The organism is Prevotella sp. AM42-24 (assembly GCF_003461825.1).
Taxonomy (GTDB): domain Bacteria; phylum Bacteroidota; class Bacteroidia; order Bacteroidales; family Bacteroidaceae; genus Prevotella; species Prevotella hominis.
On record NZ_QTXV01000064.1, the window covers coordinates 809 to 16,789 of the forward strand.

Annotated in this window: 17 protein-coding genes and 2 tRNA genes; 6 read left to right on the forward strand and 13 right to left on the reverse strand. The window is 45.1% G+C overall.

Annotated elements, in window-relative coordinates:
- Positions 1-277: 277 nt before the first annotated feature.
- The 11 genes from DW917_RS13870 to prmC all read right to left on the reverse strand — a co-directional run bounded on the left by DW917_RS13870 (position 278) and on the right by prmC (position 8,690).
- Positions 278-1,828, reverse strand: a complete 1,551-nt coding sequence (locus DW917_RS13870; RefSeq protein WP_022110693.1) for a YifB family Mg chelatase-like AAA ATPase — start codon at positions 1,826-1,828, stop codon at positions 278-280.
- A 65-nt stretch (positions 1,829-1,893) separates the two neighbouring features.
- Entirely contained in the window at positions 1,894-2,901 is a 1,008-nt protein-coding gene (locus DW917_RS13875) for a DUF4369 domain-containing protein (RefSeq protein WP_118119653.1), read from the reverse strand.
- Between the two features lie 25 nt (positions 2,902-2,926).
- Positions 2,927-3,012 (reverse strand) — tRNA-Leu (locus tag DW917_RS13880).
- A 19-nt stretch (positions 3,013-3,031) separates the two neighbouring features.
- A tRNA-Gly gene (locus DW917_RS13885) sits at positions 3,032-3,104 on the reverse strand.
- Between the two features lie 119 nt (positions 3,105-3,223).
- Positions 3,224-3,868, reverse strand: a complete 645-nt coding sequence (locus tag DW917_RS13890) for a hypothetical protein (protein WP_118119655.1) — start codon at positions 3,866-3,868, stop codon at positions 3,224-3,226.
- A gap of 17 nt (positions 3,869-3,885) precedes the next feature.
- The gene (gene argH, locus DW917_RS13895) at positions 3,886-5,223 is read right to left on the reverse strand and encodes an argininosuccinate lyase (protein WP_118119657.1); all 1,338 of its coding nucleotides are present in this window, start codon (positions 5,221-5,223) and stop codon (positions 3,886-3,888) included.
- 40 nt (positions 5,224-5,263) lie between these two features.
- Positions 5,264-5,725 carry a hypothetical protein gene (locus DW917_RS13900; protein WP_022110689.1) on the reverse strand — a complete coding sequence of 154 codons (462 nt, stop codon included), beginning with the start codon at positions 5,723-5,725 and terminating at the stop codon, positions 5,264-5,266.
- A 32-nt stretch (positions 5,726-5,757) separates the two neighbouring features.
- The gene (gene pyrE / locus DW917_RS13905) at positions 5,758-6,390 is read right to left on the reverse strand and encodes an orotate phosphoribosyltransferase (RefSeq protein WP_118119659.1); all 633 of its coding nucleotides are present in this window, start codon (positions 6,388-6,390) and stop codon (positions 5,758-5,760) included.
- Between the two features lie 176 nt (positions 6,391-6,566).
- Positions 6,567-7,301, reverse strand: a complete 735-nt coding sequence (locus tag DW917_RS13910) for a ComF family protein (protein ID WP_118119661.1) — start codon at positions 7,299-7,301, stop codon at positions 6,567-6,569.
- 13 nt (positions 7,302-7,314) lie between these two features.
- A complete protein-coding gene (locus DW917_RS13915; protein WP_118119663.1) occupies positions 7,315-7,827 on the reverse strand; it encodes a regulatory protein RecX in 513 nt (170 codons plus the stop codon).
- Between the two features lie 8 nt (positions 7,828-7,835).
- A complete protein-coding gene (gene prmC, locus DW917_RS13920; protein ID WP_118119665.1) occupies positions 7,836-8,690 on the reverse strand; it encodes a peptide chain release factor N(5)-glutamine methyltransferase in 855 nt (284 codons plus the stop codon).
- A 300-nt stretch (positions 8,691-8,990) separates the two neighbouring features.
- On the opposite strand from prmC, the gene ribD reads away from it, so the two are divergent.
- Together ribD and DW917_RS17595 are read left to right on the forward strand one after the other, a co-directional pair.
- Complete coding sequence (gene ribD, locus DW917_RS13925; protein WP_118119668.1) at positions 8,991-10,022, forward strand: bifunctional diaminohydroxyphosphoribosylaminopyrimidine deaminase/5-amino-6-(5-phosphoribosylamino)uracil reductase RibD; 1,032 nt, start codon at positions 8,991-8,993, stop codon at positions 10,020-10,022.
- A 27-nt stretch (positions 10,023-10,049) separates the two neighbouring features.
- On the forward strand, positions 10,050-10,208 hold the full coding sequence (locus tag DW917_RS17595) for a hypothetical protein (RefSeq protein ID WP_022110683.1): 159 nt from the start codon (positions 10,050-10,052) through the stop codon (positions 10,206-10,208).
- Positions 10,209-10,331: 123 nt separating this feature from the next.
- On the opposite strand, the gene DW917_RS13930 is transcribed toward DW917_RS17595, so the two are convergent.
- Positions 10,332-10,853 carry an outer membrane beta-barrel protein gene (locus tag DW917_RS13930; RefSeq protein WP_118119670.1) on the reverse strand — a complete coding sequence of 174 codons (522 nt, stop codon included), beginning with the start codon at positions 10,851-10,853 and terminating at the stop codon, positions 10,332-10,334.
- A 376-nt stretch (positions 10,854-11,229) separates the two neighbouring features.
- On the opposite strand from DW917_RS13930, the gene DW917_RS13935 reads away from it, so the two are divergent.
- The 4 genes from DW917_RS13935 (at position 11,230) to DW917_RS17295 (ending at position 13,722) form a co-directional block, all read left to right on the forward strand.
- Positions 11,230-11,787 (forward strand): sigma-70 family RNA polymerase sigma factor, encoded by a 558-nt coding sequence (locus tag DW917_RS13935; protein ID WP_118119672.1) that lies wholly within the window; start codon positions 11,230-11,232, stop codon positions 11,785-11,787.
- A 42-nt stretch (positions 11,788-11,829) separates the two neighbouring features.
- Positions 11,830-12,828 (forward strand): FecR family protein, encoded by a 999-nt coding sequence (locus DW917_RS13940; RefSeq protein ID WP_118119674.1) that lies wholly within the window; start codon positions 11,830-11,832, stop codon positions 12,826-12,828.
- 81 nt (positions 12,829-12,909) lie between these two features.
- Entirely contained in the window at positions 12,910-13,515 is a 606-nt protein-coding gene (locus DW917_RS13945; RefSeq protein ID WP_118119676.1) for an HAD family phosphatase, read from the forward strand.
- A 45-nt stretch (positions 13,516-13,560) separates the two neighbouring features.
- Complete coding sequence (locus tag DW917_RS17295; RefSeq protein WP_158570172.1) at positions 13,561-13,722, forward strand: hypothetical protein; 162 nt, start codon at positions 13,561-13,563, stop codon at positions 13,720-13,722.
- 216 nt (positions 13,723-13,938) lie between these two features.
- Here the strand turns inward: DW917_RS17295 and DW917_RS13950 are convergent, their stop codons facing one another.
- Positions 13,939-15,705 (reverse strand): ATP-binding protein, encoded by a 1,767-nt coding sequence (locus DW917_RS13950; RefSeq protein ID WP_118119678.1) that lies wholly within the window; start codon positions 15,703-15,705, stop codon positions 13,939-13,941.
- Positions 15,706-15,981: the final 276 nt, after the last annotated feature.

Consider the following 15,981-nt stretch of genomic DNA (forward strand, 5'->3'; position numbering starts at 1 on the left):
GTAAACTTTCCTCATTCTTCTCTCAAACACTTTTTATATGTACTTTCCATGGTGGAAAACTGGGGAATTTAGAGGAAATTAGGGGAAATTAGGGGAAATTAGAGGAAAATTTCCCCTAATTTTCTATTCTGATTTGAAGTTGGTCTTTATCCCCCTCTTCCCAGTCGCCTCGGTGACTGCCCTGTTATTTTATGTCTATTCTTGTGAATACAGTTCCATCTTTGAAGGTATATTGCACAAGCCCATACTTTTTTACCACAATATATGGTTGCCAAAATCAAATATGCCCTCTTTCTGCCCAATCTCCACGGTCGAGTGCACGATAGCCGATGGCTTCTGCCAGATGATGCAGTTCCACATGCTCGCAACCTTCCAGGTCGGCGATGGTGCGGGCTACTTTCAGAATGCGACTGTAGGCTCTTGCTGATAGAGAGAGTTTTTCCATTGCCATGCGAAGCATATCTATGCCTGCTTCATTGGGTTCTGCGAACTGGTGAATCATCCTTTCTGTCATCTGGGCATTGCAGTGGATACCTTTGTAGTCCTTGTATCTTGCTGCTTGTATCTCCCTTGCCTTGATGACTCGTTCCCGGATGTTGGCACTTGGCTCTCCCGGAGCTGCTTTTGAAATATCCTTGAAAGGTACGGGAGTGATTTCACACTGGATGTCGATGCGATCGAGAAGCGGGCCGGATATCTTGTTCATGTATCGTTGGATCTGACCGGGGGTGCAGACGCAATGATGGGTGGGATCTCCGTAATAACCGCACGGACACGGATTCATGCTTGCTATAAACATGAATGAGCAGGGATAATCTGTAGAATATTTGGAGCGACTGATAGTGATATGTCGGTCTTCCAATGGTTGGCGGAGTACCTCCAGCGTGGTTTTGTTAAATTCCGGTAATTCGTCACAGAAAAGCACACCGTTATGAGCCAGAGAGATTTCTCCAGGTTGCGGATTGGTTCCTCCTCCTACCAGCGCTACCTGTGAGATCGTATGGTGGGGAGCACGGAAAGGACGTTGGGAGATCAGAGATACGTTCTTGCCTAATTTTCCTGCGATGGAATGTATCTGAGTGGTCTCCAGACTTTCAGATAGGGTGAGGGGTGGAAGGATAGATGGCAAACGCTTGGCCATCATGGATTTTCCGGATCCCGGAGGACCTACCATGATGAGATTGTGCCCGCCTGCTGCTGCAATCTCCAGCGCACGCTTCACATTTTCCTGTCCTCTTACGTCTGCATAGTCGAGATCACAATGGGTTTGGTTTTCATAAAATTCCTTGCGTGTATCTACGATGGTAGGAGCGAAATTCTGCTTGTCGCTGATAAAACTGACCACTTCTGCCAGCGTACTCATGCCATAGACTTCGAGCTTATTGACCACAGCCGCCTCCCTCGCATTCTGTTTCGGTACAATCAATCCCTTGAAATGTTCTGCCCTGGCTCTGATGGCTATAGGGAGCGCACCCTTGATGGGCTGAAGAGATCCATCAAGGCTCAATTCGCCTACAAACATAAATTCCTTGAAATGCGTTTCGGGTACATCGCCGTTTGCCCCCAAGATGCCTACAGCAAGGGGCAGGTCGAAACTGCTGCCTTCTTTTCTGAGATCGGCAGGAGCCAGATTGATGGTGATGTCGGCTACAGGAAACTTGAAACCGCTATACTGCAAGGCTGCTGATATGCGGCTTCTACTCTCTCTTACGGCCTCGTCTCCAAGTCCCGTAAGATGATATTGGACTCCTCGTGTGAGGCTGACCTCCACGGTTACCGTAGTCACGTCCAATCCATTGACTGCGGCGCAATAAGTTTTGACTAACATATATTTGAATCCATTATTTTGTTTTCTTGCAGATATCTGCTTTATGTAGAAATTCTGCCAGCTGATTATTTTAGCAGCTGGTCTAACTTTCGCTTCAGTTCTTCACGCTTCAGTCCCCGGGCTACAATCTTGCCGTTCTGCAAGACGATGACGTCTGGAACTGCGGTCATGCCCAACTTCTGCAGCGTTTTGTCCTCCAGCATATCGCCAGTACAGATGTTTGGCCAGGAGATAGAGTCTCTTGTAAGATTTCGCTTGCAGTCTGTGGCTGATGGGTCAATGCAGATACTCATCAATTTCAGGCGACCCTTGGAATCCTGCATGCGCTTCTTCAATTCTCTGAGCAGGTCCTGACTGTCGTAATTGTAGGATGCCCAGGTGCTGATAACTGCTACTGGAGCGCTGAGGAGGGTAGTACTGGAAACCATTTTGCCCTGGATGTCGTATGCCGTGAACTGAGGCAGGCGGCTGCCAGTATCTATTGTCTTCAACTGCTTCAACTGTTGCAGCATCTTCTGTAAACTACCATTCTGTGGCTGTGCCTCTGCCACCTTTGTCGTCAATGTATAGGCCTTGGCATAATCAGGCTGGGAGGTATTGACGAAATACTTTCTGATGAGATAAGTGCTGACGATAGACTCTGGATGGTCTTTGATAAACTGTTCCGCCTTTGCCTTTTCTTCAGGAGGAGAGAGCTTGAGGATGTTCTCGCGGAACTGGTTCATCTGCTCATTTGCCTTGGTACCCTTTACGGACAGTTCCTTCAGATGGGATGCGTCTGCTTTGATATCGACAGAAGCGCCAGACTCTGCGAAGATAGGCTGCTCGGAAAAGTTAGGGAATACGACTATCAGCGTGAAAGGGTTCTTGCAGTCACACTCATAGGTGAAACGACCACCTACAACCCTGATTGTATCAAGACCATTGATACCACCATCCGGACTGTAAACATAAAATTCGCCTTGATTCATATTTAAAAATTTGCCTTCAAACTTAAAATGACCACTACCTACACCACAAGAGGTGAGAAAAAGCGTAGCGAATAAGAATATGATGTAAGCAAATTTTTTCATAGATGAAAAATTTAAAGGGGGAGAGTGCCGCGAGCGGGACTCGAACCCGCACAGCCATTACTGGCCAAGGGATTTTAAGTCCCTCGTGTCTACCAATTCCACCATTGCGGCATGGTAAACGTTTGAGTTGAGCGGAAAACGGGACTCGGACCCGCGACCCCAACCTTGGCAAGGTTGTGCTCTACCAACTGAGCTATTTCCGCGTTATCGAATTGCGAGTGCAAAGGTAGTATTATTTCCTGAAACTGCCAAATAGATTTACATATTTTAAGAAAAAAGTAGCTTTTTATTTGCTATTTGCTGCTTTAAGGGATGTCTGAGGTCAATTATAAACACTTATAACTTTGCCTGTTCCGTTCGTTGCAGTTCCATACGAGAGGCTGTATTCCATCAGGCGGCTACCATCGGCTCCGTCGATAATGTTGCCATACTCCAGGTCGTAGATACGGTGGCACTTGGCACAGATTACCTGTTGGCGGTTGGCGGAATTCCAGTTTAGGGGAAAGTTAGTACCGCCATACTGGTCGATGCAGTTTGGGCACTGGCGGTCATAGGCTCTGTATTTATTGAAATTACTGTTTCCGATGATAATGCCGTTGTTAGCGCCTAAATTGTAAACCTTGGCATATTGCAGTTCGGGAGCTGCTGTGATGCGGATGTCTTCTGTCTTGTTCCTGCCATCGTTGGGGGTAGAGTAGATATGCCAGATGTTGTTTTTGTAGGAAGCACTGACGAAAGTGTATGTACCAAAGCCGTTGAGAGCTATTTCCAACGTATTGCCGGGATGGTTCTGTGTATGAAACGTAAAGCGGCAGTGAAAACGACGGCTGATGCTGTCTTCCGCTCCACAGGAAGTAAGAGTGGAAATGCCCATCGATAGGGGCAGTAAAGGAAATAAGGTGGAGAACATGGCCTTTGCGACCATGCTCTTCACCTTATTATATATATAGGAATATTTTTGATTCATTCTTCACTCTTCATTCTTCACTTCAAAAGTTCCTTTTCTGCATTCTCCATACGCTCGAAATGGAATTCGGAGAGGGTGTGGTTCATCAGCTCCTCTATCTTGTCATTGCAGAGGTTGCCGATACTGCCCTCGTGGGTATGATGGATGTCCTTGCAAGGTGTGAAGTTACCAGCCTCAATCTCCAGACCTACGGTCTTGTAGGCATCACGGAATGGCATTCCGTTGGCAGCCAGACGGTTCACTTCCTCTACGGAGAACATGAGGTCGTAGCGAGGGTCGTCGAGAATATGCTCGTTCACTTCCATCTTGTTGATGATATAGGCTGCCATCTGCAGGCAGTCCTTCAGTTCACCGAAAGCAGGAAGAAATACTTCCTTGATGATCTGAAGATCACGGAAATAGCCTACTGGCAGGTTGTTCATGATGAGCATCACCTGCTGTGGAAGGCTCTGGAGCTTATTGCTCTTGGCACGAATCAGTTCGAATACATCTGGATTCTTCTTGTGAGGCATGATGCTGGAACCCGTGGTGCACTCCTTAGGCAACTTGACGAAGCCGAAGTTCTGACAGTTGAACATGCAGGCGTCGAAAGCCATCTTGGCCAGTGTTCCTGCCACGGTAGCCATGGCAAAAGCCACATTGCGCTCCATCTTGCCACGACCCATCTGTGCATAGACCACATTATAGTCCATACTGTCGAAACCGAGCAACTGGGTAGTCATGGTGCGGTTGAGCGGGAAACTGCTGCCATAGCCGGCTGCACTTCCGAGCGGATTGCGGTTGGTCATGCGGTAGGCTGCCTGCAGGAAAAGCATGTCGTCGGCAAGTCCTTCTGCATAAGCACCAAACCAGAGGCCGAAAGAGGAAGGCATGGCTACTTGGAGATGAGTGTAACCCGGCATCAGTACATCTTTGTACTGGTTGCTCTTCTGGATAAGTTCATCGAAGAGAATCTTGACGGAATCTACTATCTCCTTGAGTTCGTGGCGGGTAAAGAGCTTCAAATCCACGAGTACCTGGTCGTTGCGTGAACGGCCGGAATGAATCTTCTTGCCCATCTCGCCCAACTTCTGGGTGAGCATCAGTTCAACCTGGGAATGTACGTCTTCCACACCGTCTTCTATCACAAATTCGCCCTTGTCGGCGATGGCATAAATCTGTTTGAGCTCAGCTAAGAGCTGCTCCAGTTCAGATTTCTCCAGCAGTCCGATACTCTCCAGCATGGTGATATGAGCCATACTGCCCAGTACGTCATACTTGGCGAGGTAGAGGTCCAACTCGCGGTCGCGGCCTACGGTGAAACGTTCGATTTCCTTGTTTACTTCAAAGTTCTTTTCCCAAAGTTTATGTGCCATTTTCTTTTGAATTTTTTGAATGAAAGGGGGAGGCTTCGGATTAATCCTCGTATGGAATCATCGCCAAAGCATCGGCAATCTTTTCGATGCCTTCAGTCAGCGGTTTCTTCACCATTCCCTTGATAAACATATTGAGTTCAGCCTTGATGGTCAGCTTCATCTTGCAGGAATACTCGCCCGTAGGGAGCAACTGAATCCAGAAGTTGAACGGTACAGGACTGTTTTCGGTCTCAAACTTGATGGTCTTAGGAAACTCACGGTCGATGATGCGCATCTTGATTTCTCCCACCATAGGGGCGGTGATAGAGATGCTGTCAGTATCAAACTTGAGGTCCTTGATTTTGTCCATCTGCTCACGCTTGTCGGCTGGAATCTGGTCTTTCACCTGTTCAAACTTATCTTTCAGGCGCTGCAGGTTGTTGAGGTCGCTCAATGTATTGAAAACAGATTCCTGCTTATGAGGAATCTGTTTGATATTACTTTCGAATGTACTTGTACTCATATTTCTTGTAAATGCCTATGTAGAGACAGGTATTACTTCTTCCAGTTGGCTGGATCCTTGCGCCACTCGTAGAGCAACTCTACGTCTTCCTGCTTGATGTAACCAGTCTCGAGAGCCTCTGCCACTACGTGCTCATAGTCGGTGAGTGTAACGAGCTTGACATTGGCATCAGCAAATGCCTTCTCTGCTACAGGGAAACCATAGGTGTAGCTGGCTACCATGCCCACAATCTCATTACCGTTCTTGCGGAGAGCCTCTACAGCCTTGAGAGAACTGCCACCAGTAGAAATCAGGTCTTCTACTACAACAACCTTAGCTGAAGGATCCAACTCACCCTCGATGAGGTTCTGCATACCGTGATCCTTTGGTTTAGAACGTACATATACGAAAGGCAGGTTCAGCTCATCAGCTACCAATGCACCCTGTGCGATGGCTCCTGTGGCAACACCGGCTACGGCGTCAGCCTCTGGGAACTGCTCAAGGATGGCGTGTACCAATTCGAGCTTCACATAATTGCGCAACTCTGGGAAAGACAGAGTCTTACGGTTGTCACAATAGAAAGGAGATTTCCAGCCAGAAGCCCATGTAAATGGATCGTTAGGCTGCAACTTGATAGCCTTTACTTTCAATAACTTTGATGCAAATTCTTTCTTCAGTTTGTCCATAATCTTAAAGGATTTAATATTATTATGCTGCAAAGGTACATTTCTTTTTGCTAAAGTGAGACCTTGGTAAGGTTAAAAGTCTTTAATTTGTTGCATATATCGTAGAAATGGCGTAAAATTGCCAAGTATTAAATCAAGCGAAACAGGTGCAGATAGTACTGTAAAAGTAAGGAAAGTTATTCCCCAGCCAATCCGATAGATAAAACGCTGAATTTCATGTTGCCGGCTTTCAAAAGCGTCTGGCAACATGCACAGATAGTGGCTCCCGTAGTACAGACATCATCTACCATCAGAAAATGTCTGCCTACGATGGAGCCGCTTTTGTTTTTCCCTTTCTCTTGGTCGGGGCGGTAGGAAGGGTAGAGCTCAAAGGCTTCTTTCACGTTCTCGTTTCTTCTCCAGCGGTCTTTTTGGGTCTGACTTTCCTTGAAGACGTTTCTTCTCACGATATTTGTGTAGATGGGGAGGTGGGTCACCTGTGCGATTCCCTTAGCGATTTCCTCGCTCTGGTTGTAGCCTCTCTGCCGTTGGCGGTGGGGTGCAAGCGGAATGGGAATGATGCCGTCGATGTCGTCGAAGAAGTGGACTTTCATTCCTTCCTGTGCCAGAAGTATTCCCAAGTCTGTGGCAACTTCCGGGCGGTGACTGTATTTCAGTTGATAGAGAATGTTGCTGGTGAAGGCATGGCCCTTGTAATAGAAGAGGGAGCAGGCTTTCTCGATGGGAATACGATGCCAGAACATCTTTGCCATCTCATTATTATAAGGGTCTTTCCATGTATCGGTTCTGGGCAGAAACAGATTGCATGAAACACAAATGCTTTCCTCCTCGCCATTGAGCCGGTTTCCGCAAACCGGACAGTAGCGGGGGGAAAGCATGTCTATGATTTTTGCTAAGATACTGAGTCGCATATATGTAATCGTATTAAAATTCTACGTCTTCTACTCCCATTTTGTCAATGCATTTGCGGATAATATCCATGCTGAAACCTCTGCCTAAGGCAAAGCGGATGAGCTTCATAGAGCGCTCGTAGTCGTTTTTCGCCTTGATGGTCTTATACTTGTTTCTCATCAGGGGCAGAAGTGTCTCCATATAGAGCTCGTCCTCAATTTCTGCAAAGATAGGGTCGGAGATTTCTCTGGAGATATGTTTCAGCCAGAGAGCTTGTTCCACCTTGCGCCGTCCCCATTTATTATATTTGATTTTATCGTTGATGAAGAAGCGGGCGAAGCGCTCATCATCCACGAATTTCTTCTGGATGAGGAACTCCATGTTGCGGGCGATAGCATCCTCGGGTAGTTCCCATTTCTTCATTTTGTCGAGCATTTCCTGCGAACAGTGCTCCGACTGGGTGCAGAGAGTCGTCAGTTTCAGGAGTGCCTGTTGCTCAGTCATCGGCTTCTTCGTACGACGCGGTTTATAATTGTCATATTCCATATTGTTTCTTATTTTTTAGCAGCTCGCATCATTCTCTTTTTCCCGAAAGAATCTTCCTTCGTCTCAATATCCTTGAAACCGAAGCCTTCGAGCATTTCCCTTGTTTCCTTTTCATAGATAGGGTTGATTTCGAAATAGAGGAATCCCCCACAGCGCAGTCTGATAGAAGCAATCTCGGCGATGGCCCGATAGAACTTCAGAGGATCTTCGTCGGGAACGAATAGGGCGATACCTGGTTCATAATCCAAGACATTCTTAGCCATATCTATCTTTTCTTTCTCGCAGATATAAGGAGGATTGCTCACGATCATATCCACTTCGGGAGAATCCTTTGTATCTTTCCTATACCTTTCAAGCAGTTTAAAGACATCCATTTTCTCAAAGCATGCTTTAGAAGACAACAACTTGGCATTCTCTGTGGCAATTCTGCAGGCGCAGTCGGAAATGTCTATTCCTAATACTTCCGAATTAGGAATCTCAAGACTCAGGGTAATGGCAATGCAGCCAGAGCCTGTACAGAGGTCCATGATTCTTGGTTGAGGAGAGGCAGATTTCGCCATCCATTCACAGAGTTCCGCCGTTTCGGGTCTCGGAATCAGTACACCTGGATCAACATGGAAGGTTCTTCCGGCAAAGTCGGCTTTGCCCAGCACATACTGTACCGGTTCGCCATTTTGCAGTCTTTCTACAATTTCTTCCAGATTTCTTTCTTCATCTGCAGATAATTCATTAACTTTGCCGCAGATTATGTCGGTCAAAGTCATACCGTATTTCACGTCAAGCACGGTGCGGACGATAGCTTGCGCTTCGCCAGTCTCATAGAGTGGAGTGAGGGATTGCCAAAGTTGTTGATAAGTTTTCATACTACAAAGATACGCTTTTCTTGTTTTACTTTACCTTATTTCACTGTTAAATTATCGTAAGAAACTCCTTTTTTTATACACCGATTCTTTTATTTTATTATCTTTGTACGCAAAAGTCCCTTGGAAAATAGTCATGAACTCAAGAAAAGTCCCTTGAAAAATAGTTTTTACATTTTGTAATATTATTACATGTGTTGTTCTCTTGTGGAATTTGTTTTGTCCTATTTCCTCATAAGATTCCCTTTTGTTCTGCAGGGTAATTTTGACTTTTTATTGATAAAATCCTAATTATAGAAAAATATGAAACAAAATAAAGTCTCTTTTCAGGATCCTTGGACGGGAGAGCCACTCTCTCAGCAGGAGATAGATGAAATGTTTATGCGCCGCTGCCTGCAGTTGGCGAAGAACGGAAGGCAGAATGCGAAACCCAATCCGATGGTGGGAGCCGTCATTGTGAGTGCCGACGGAAGAATTATCGGCGAGGGCTATCATGTGCGCTGTGGCGAGGGACATGCTGAGGTGAATGCCTTTGCCTCTGTCAGACCGGAGGATGAGCCGCTGCTGCATGAAGCCACTATTTACGTGAGTCTCGAACCCTGTTCGCATTACGGCAAGACGCCTCCTTGTGCCGACCTCGTAGTAAAGAAAGGAGTGAAAAGATGTGTCTGCGGTTGTGTAGATCCGTTTGCCAAGGTGCAGGGGCGCGGCATTCAGAAAATCCGCGAGGCTGGCATCGAAGTGACGGTGGGCGTGCTGGAGAAGGAATGTCTTGAACTCAACAAGCGCTTCATCACTTATAATACCCATAAGCGCCCTTACGTGATTTTGAAATGGGCGCAGACAGTCAACGGTTTTCTCGATGACGGAGGCAAGGGAATGGCTATTTCCTCTCCTTTCACCAAGATGCTTTCTCACAAACTGCGTGCCGAGAACGATGCCATCCTGGTAGGTAGAATCACCGATGAGCGCGACCATAGTCAGTTGAATGTGCGTGACTGGAGCGGTAAGGACCCTCTGCGACTGGTCATCGACAGAAATCATCCTTGCTTTGAGGGCTTGGATTTCTCTCAGGGAAAGACCGGCGTGCTGGATCAGATGATGGACCACCTATATATTAATAAGGTGCAATCTCTGATAGTGGAAGGAGGTGCTATCACCCATCAGGCTTTCCTTGATGCAGAACTTTGGGATGAAATCAGGGTGGAAACAGCAGTCGGGAAGTCCGTGGAAAAAGGCACCGAGGCTCCTCGCCTTCCTCACGATGTCCGTCTGCTCACCCATGAGGAATATGATGGCAATGTCATCGATACCTATGAACGAAGTAAATATTAAACATTACACATTAAATATTAAAAATCGATGAGCAATAGATTTACATCGCGCCTGAGCGATAACGACGATTTCAAGAGAGATGAACTGATTCGCAAGATAGAACATGCTGTAGAGCACATGACGCTTGCTGAACTGGAAGCTCTGTCCTACGATATGTTTACAAAAGGATATATCACGGATTATTAAGATATCGATTAAGATTACATCACGAATAATCACGGATTTCCGGAAAAGCAAATCCCAAGTCAGCAGAAAAGCCGGCTTGGGATTTATGAGTATAAAAGTTTATGTATAAGAGTAATCTATATCTTACAGCTTGAATTTATAACCAATGGTCAGCTGGAGCACGTTGGTGTAGCCGTCGCCATGCTTTGGAACCTTTGTGACACCGATGTTGTAGCGAGCATCCAGTACGAAGTTGTTGAACTCGTAAGACATTCCCACAGGAATTGCAAAGTCGAAGGTGTTGACATCCTTAGCCTCGTCCTTGGCAACCATGAATGCAGGCTGAATACCTGCCTTGAGTGCGAAGTTGCGGGCAACATAATAGTTGAGCGTGATAGGAATGTTCAAATATCCTGGATTCCAAGAATATTCATCATGTTTAGTTCCTTGGAAGGAATAGAGAAGTCCACCTGCGATGGCAGCTTTTGCATTAAACTGGTGCTGCAATTCTGCACCGAATACGCAACCAGCTTTCCAGTCTCCATCACCTACGGAAGATACGTTCAAACCGATCTTAGGCTGGATAGTTGTAGTACCCACTCTGCTCTGAGCAAAAATACTTACTGAAGACAGCATGATAACTGCCATTAAAAATAATTTCTTCATAATCTCTAATTTTAAGTTGTTATTACTGGATTATCAATTCACTCTGATTAAGGTTAGTTTCCGAAAAAACTATTTGTAAATATAGTAAAAATCTCGATACGTGATTCCATTTTCCTTGATTTTAAGGCAATTTATATGTTTTTTATGAGATGATAACAAAATTCCTGTTGCTGTATCCAGTCAAAGTCATTTTTTGTTTAAAATTTTCCTCTGTCAAATCTCTTGCTATTATGCCATTTTTCAATTGTAACGCAATTTTCTTATCAAAAACGATGGAGAATTCGTTTATTTGTATTATCTTTGCAATTGCTTAATTCATGTAATGCCCTCCAATATCATGCCGTGCATTACAAAAAAACGTAGAAAACCTGTTTAAATGGAAATCGAAAAAGAAGTAATATTACTCATGTCTCAGGGCGATGAAAAAGCTTACGGCATCATGTTCCGCAAGTTTTATCCTAAAGTTCATCGCTTCGTCTCCATGTTGCTGAAAAACATGGATGATGCCGACGACGTTTGTCAGATTATCTTTGAGAAAATCTGGAGGAAGCGCCAGAAATTCGCGGAAATCAAAGACTTCGATTCCTACCTTTTTATATTGGCGAAATATACCGTTATCAATTATATTTCCACCAAGCGAGTGATTCCGATAGACATCGATTCCTTGCCTGACCAATGTGCCAACATCGCCTCGCCGCATGAGGAAATCGTGGCCAAGGACACCCAACTACTTATCGACATGATTGTGGAGAATATGCCCCCGCAGCGACAGACCATCTACCGCATGAGTCGGGAACAGCATCTCAAGAACGAGGAGATAGCCCAACAGTTGGGATTGCAGAAGAAAACAGTAGAGAATCATCTTAACCTGGCTCTTAAAGAAATCAAAAAAGCCTTATATTTGATGATTTTATTGCAATTGCATTGGGTGTAATATCTTTGAAAAATGTCTTAAAAAGAAATTACAGGTAAAAATATGGCAACAAAGATTAAGGATATCATAGATTATTATTCTGAACATGTCGTATCAGACGAAATAAAGGAAAGGGTCTTACAGAGATTATCGGATTCGAAAGATGAGAAGGAGGAAGATGAGGCCTTGCGTACTTTGTGGGATAAGGCAGACTCTGCATATATGGACGAAGGGGAAATATCAACTGCTTATAAACGGCTTTTCAGGAAAGACATTGATAGTAGTAAGGGTAAAACATTCCAAATCTTCACTTGGCAAAGAGTGGCTGCTCTTGTCATTCCGCTGGTTATGCTTGTCGTCTTCGGCAAGATCTATGTTCAGATGCGTAATGATCTGAAAGCATCACAGGCTATAGCGATGATGCAGGAACATACGATAAAAGGTGAATCTAAAACATTGGCTTTGACTGATGGAACGAAGGTGAAACTCAGTCAGGGTTCTGTGCTCCTCTATCCTGCTTCTTTTGAAGGCAAGGAGCGAAAGGTGTTCTTGGCAGGTGAGGCTTTCTTCGATATCAAGCATGATGACAAGCATCCGTTCCATGTCAGCACTCCTCACTTTGAGATTACTGATTTGGGTACTTCATTCTCGGTTTCTTCTTATACTACCGACGAGGAAGTTACTACTACGCTCAAAACGGGTAAGATAGAACTCAGAATTGTAGGTGAGGACAAAGTATATAGTATGAATCCAGACGACCAGCTGGTTTATAATGTAAAGACCAAGTCGGTAAATCTCCGCCAGGTTTCCAAGGGGAATAATGGTCTGGGCTGGAGAAACAAGCAGATAGATCTCAATGACGTAACTCTCGCAGAAGCTGCTCAGATAATGGGCGATGCATACGGAGTAAAATTCTCCTTCCGTTCACAGCGTTATAAGAACACGAAGGTTACAGTTCATTTCAACCGTGGTGAAACCCTTTCGGGTGCCATGAATGTCTTGAAAAACTTGGTTCCTGGTTTGGAATATGAAGTGAGAAAAGATGAAGTTATACTGAAATAAGAAGGCGGTTCTTTACCCAAATCTCTTTCGGAAACAGGGATTTGGGTAAGAAATCGCCCTTTTTTTTATTCAAGATTGATTATGATAAAGAATTTGATTTTTGATTTCGGCAAAGTGCTCGTAGATTACGAATACTTTGAAACTCTTGACCAGATATTCAAGACCCACGAACAGGCAGAAGAATTCTATCATCTTCTGATAGACGGTAAGTGGAATGAGAATATGGATCGGGGAGACTCTTTTGAGGACACCTTCAGCAAAATGCAGCAGATCATGCCGCAATATAAGAACGAGATTGCGGTGGTAGCCCAGCGCTTCAATGAATTTGTGCGTGGCGAAAAGGAGGGGATGCGAGACCTGCTGGCTCAATTGAAGTCAGAAGGTTACCACCTTTATGGTCTTTCCAACTGGTGTACCAAGTGTCACGAGACAATGGCGCAATATCCGATTTTCCAACTATTGGAAGGACAGGTCATTTCGTCTGAGGAAAAGATCATCAAGCCAGACCAGGCGATTTACGAGCGCCTTTGCCAGAAGTATTCTCTACTGCCAGAAGAATGCCTTTTTGCAGACGACAGAATGGAAAATGTAGAAGCAGCCCGAAAATTCGGAATGCAGGCCATCTGCTTTGAGGATGCAGTACAGTATGAGCAGGAATTGAGAAAAATCTTAGCCTCAGTTGTATAATTAGTAAATAGTTAATTAGTAATAAAGTTCTTACTAAAAAGACTATTGGCTTGGCTCATCTGGTACAAAGCAAGTCCTGACGTTTCGGATCAGATGATAGAGCAAGCGATTGATGAACTTTTGGATCAGAATCGTCAGTTCTATCAGCGTGATATGGAAACCATGACGGTTTACCAGAAAATTTTCCTCATTGCTGTCTTGAAATAGAACGTAATTTGCTGATTTTCAGGGATATAACTTATTGAAAATCAGCATGATCTAACGAAGCGCTTTATTAGCATCTAACGAAGCGCATTATTAGCACCTAACGATGCGCATCATTAGCACCTAACGAAGCGCATCATTAGACCTTAATAAAGCGCTTTCTTATATTTTGTACTTGCGCTTCTATTGAAAACTTGCCCCATGTGATGATTAATGCCATCATTCGATTTCCTCGCAAACCACCATCTCTGCCCCTCGATACATCACTACGAGCTTGTGTAGATGGGTGGTCTTTACGGCATCTCTCACTATGTCGCTATCGGCATAACGGGTGATTTGCGCAGAGGCTTCCTTGAGGAGTTCTTTCACTTGCTGGTCCGTGGTGCTCGTCTTGCAATATTTCAGTTCGATGATGTAGCTGTCCACCATGTCCTTGTAGATGTCGCAAAGAGGGGAGAGGAAGATGTCGGCATAGCCGCCATCATTGTCCAACTCGGAGATAGGGCGATAGAAGCGGCACTGGCTTGCCATCGCCAAGGTGAAACCATGCACGAAAGCCTCGCCCTTCTGCTTGTCACGCTGCGAAGAATAGCGTTTCAGGCTATCGGCGATGAACTCGAAATAAGCCTTGTAGTTGCCATCGTAAGCCAGTTTGCTCTCCAACTGGGTCTTGTTATAAGTATCGTATACCAAGTTGTTTTCCTTGTAGGTGTCGAGAAGATAGGTGTACATCTGGTCGCGCACCACCTCGTTAGGGATGACAAACTTTGTTTCGCCTTTATATTCTCCATCTATCGTCACCATGCCGAAATAGAAGAGCAGGCTCACGAAGTTGTCAGGGTCGTTGATATGGTCGGCTGGGAAATTTTCTACGAGCTTGCCTGTAACGTATCCCTTGGTGACCAACTGCTGGATGACACTGGCGTCATGGGCGAACTCCTTGTCGTGACGGATAAGCATGCGCAGCTTACTGTAATCCGTGCGAACATTACTCTCCACCATCGAGTCTGGAATATCGTATTCGTTACGGATGTAATTATCCAAGAAGTAGAGTACCATTACGGAATTATACATGGTGGTCTTTCCATATTTCTTGACAGCGAAACAATAGTTGTCGTACCATGGCTTCATCACGGTGATGAGCTCATCTACGGTATGGTTGAACGGCAAGACGCTTGAGTAATAGCCCAACATCTCCCGCACTTCCTCCTCGGTGAATCCCGTCATCTCATTGAATTGTGGAGTTAGCGAGTAATTCGTGCCGATGTTGAAGCCACTGGTGAGGTCGTCCATAGTGACAGGGCTTACACCCGTGACGAAGACACGTCCCAAAGCCGAGCCGGCTGCACCTTTGATGGTGTTGAAGAAGCGACGTAGATAACCCTCTCCATGAGTCTGGTTGCGGTATCGCTCCAGATGCTCCTCGTTGGCAAGGATTGTGTTGGTAAAGTTGTCGTACTCGTCGATAAAGAGATAGATTTTCTGGTTAGCTTCCTTGCAAACCTGACATAAATACCTAAGTTGTCCTATGGCACCAATTTCTCTGTTCAACCCCTCCTTTGCATCAGGAGGAAGCAAATGGGCATATTGGTTACAGAATGAATTGAACATAATGTTACAGTGCACATCCAATCCACTTTGATAATTGTCTATACCTGCGTCCACTTCAGCGAAATTGAGGTGAATGATGAGATATGTATTATGCTCTGGCGTAGGATTTTCGCCAATGTACAATCCACCGAAGAGGGACTCAAACTTGTCCTTCTTGTTGATGTCGTAGTAATGTTCAAGCATGGAGAGGGTGAGGCTCTTGCCAAAACGGCGAGGGCGGATATAGAAGAAGTACATATTGGAGTCTTCTATATCTTCTATGAATGAGGTCTTGTCCACATAGTAACAATCCCTCTCCCTAATATCTTCAAAGTTCTGCATGCCGTAAGGTATGCGCTTGCGATAGATTCGCTTTCTTCTTTCTCTTATAGCCATGGCTTAAATGTATTTTAGCTTTACCATTTGCAAATTTAAGCAATAAATTTGTAACCTCCAAATTTCCCGGTCTATATTTTAGAAAGTGCCATTTTTGAATGGTCGTTCGCAGGTGAACTTCACCCTTCATCTATCCCTCGGAATCCCCTGTGTTTATCGGGGTTTCAGAGGATGAAGGGTGCAATTTAACCCTTCATCACCCTTCATCATCCTTCATCCTAAGGGGGTAATTACTCGTAAGCGGCTCCGCGTTTATACCTTGCATAATTGAAAAAA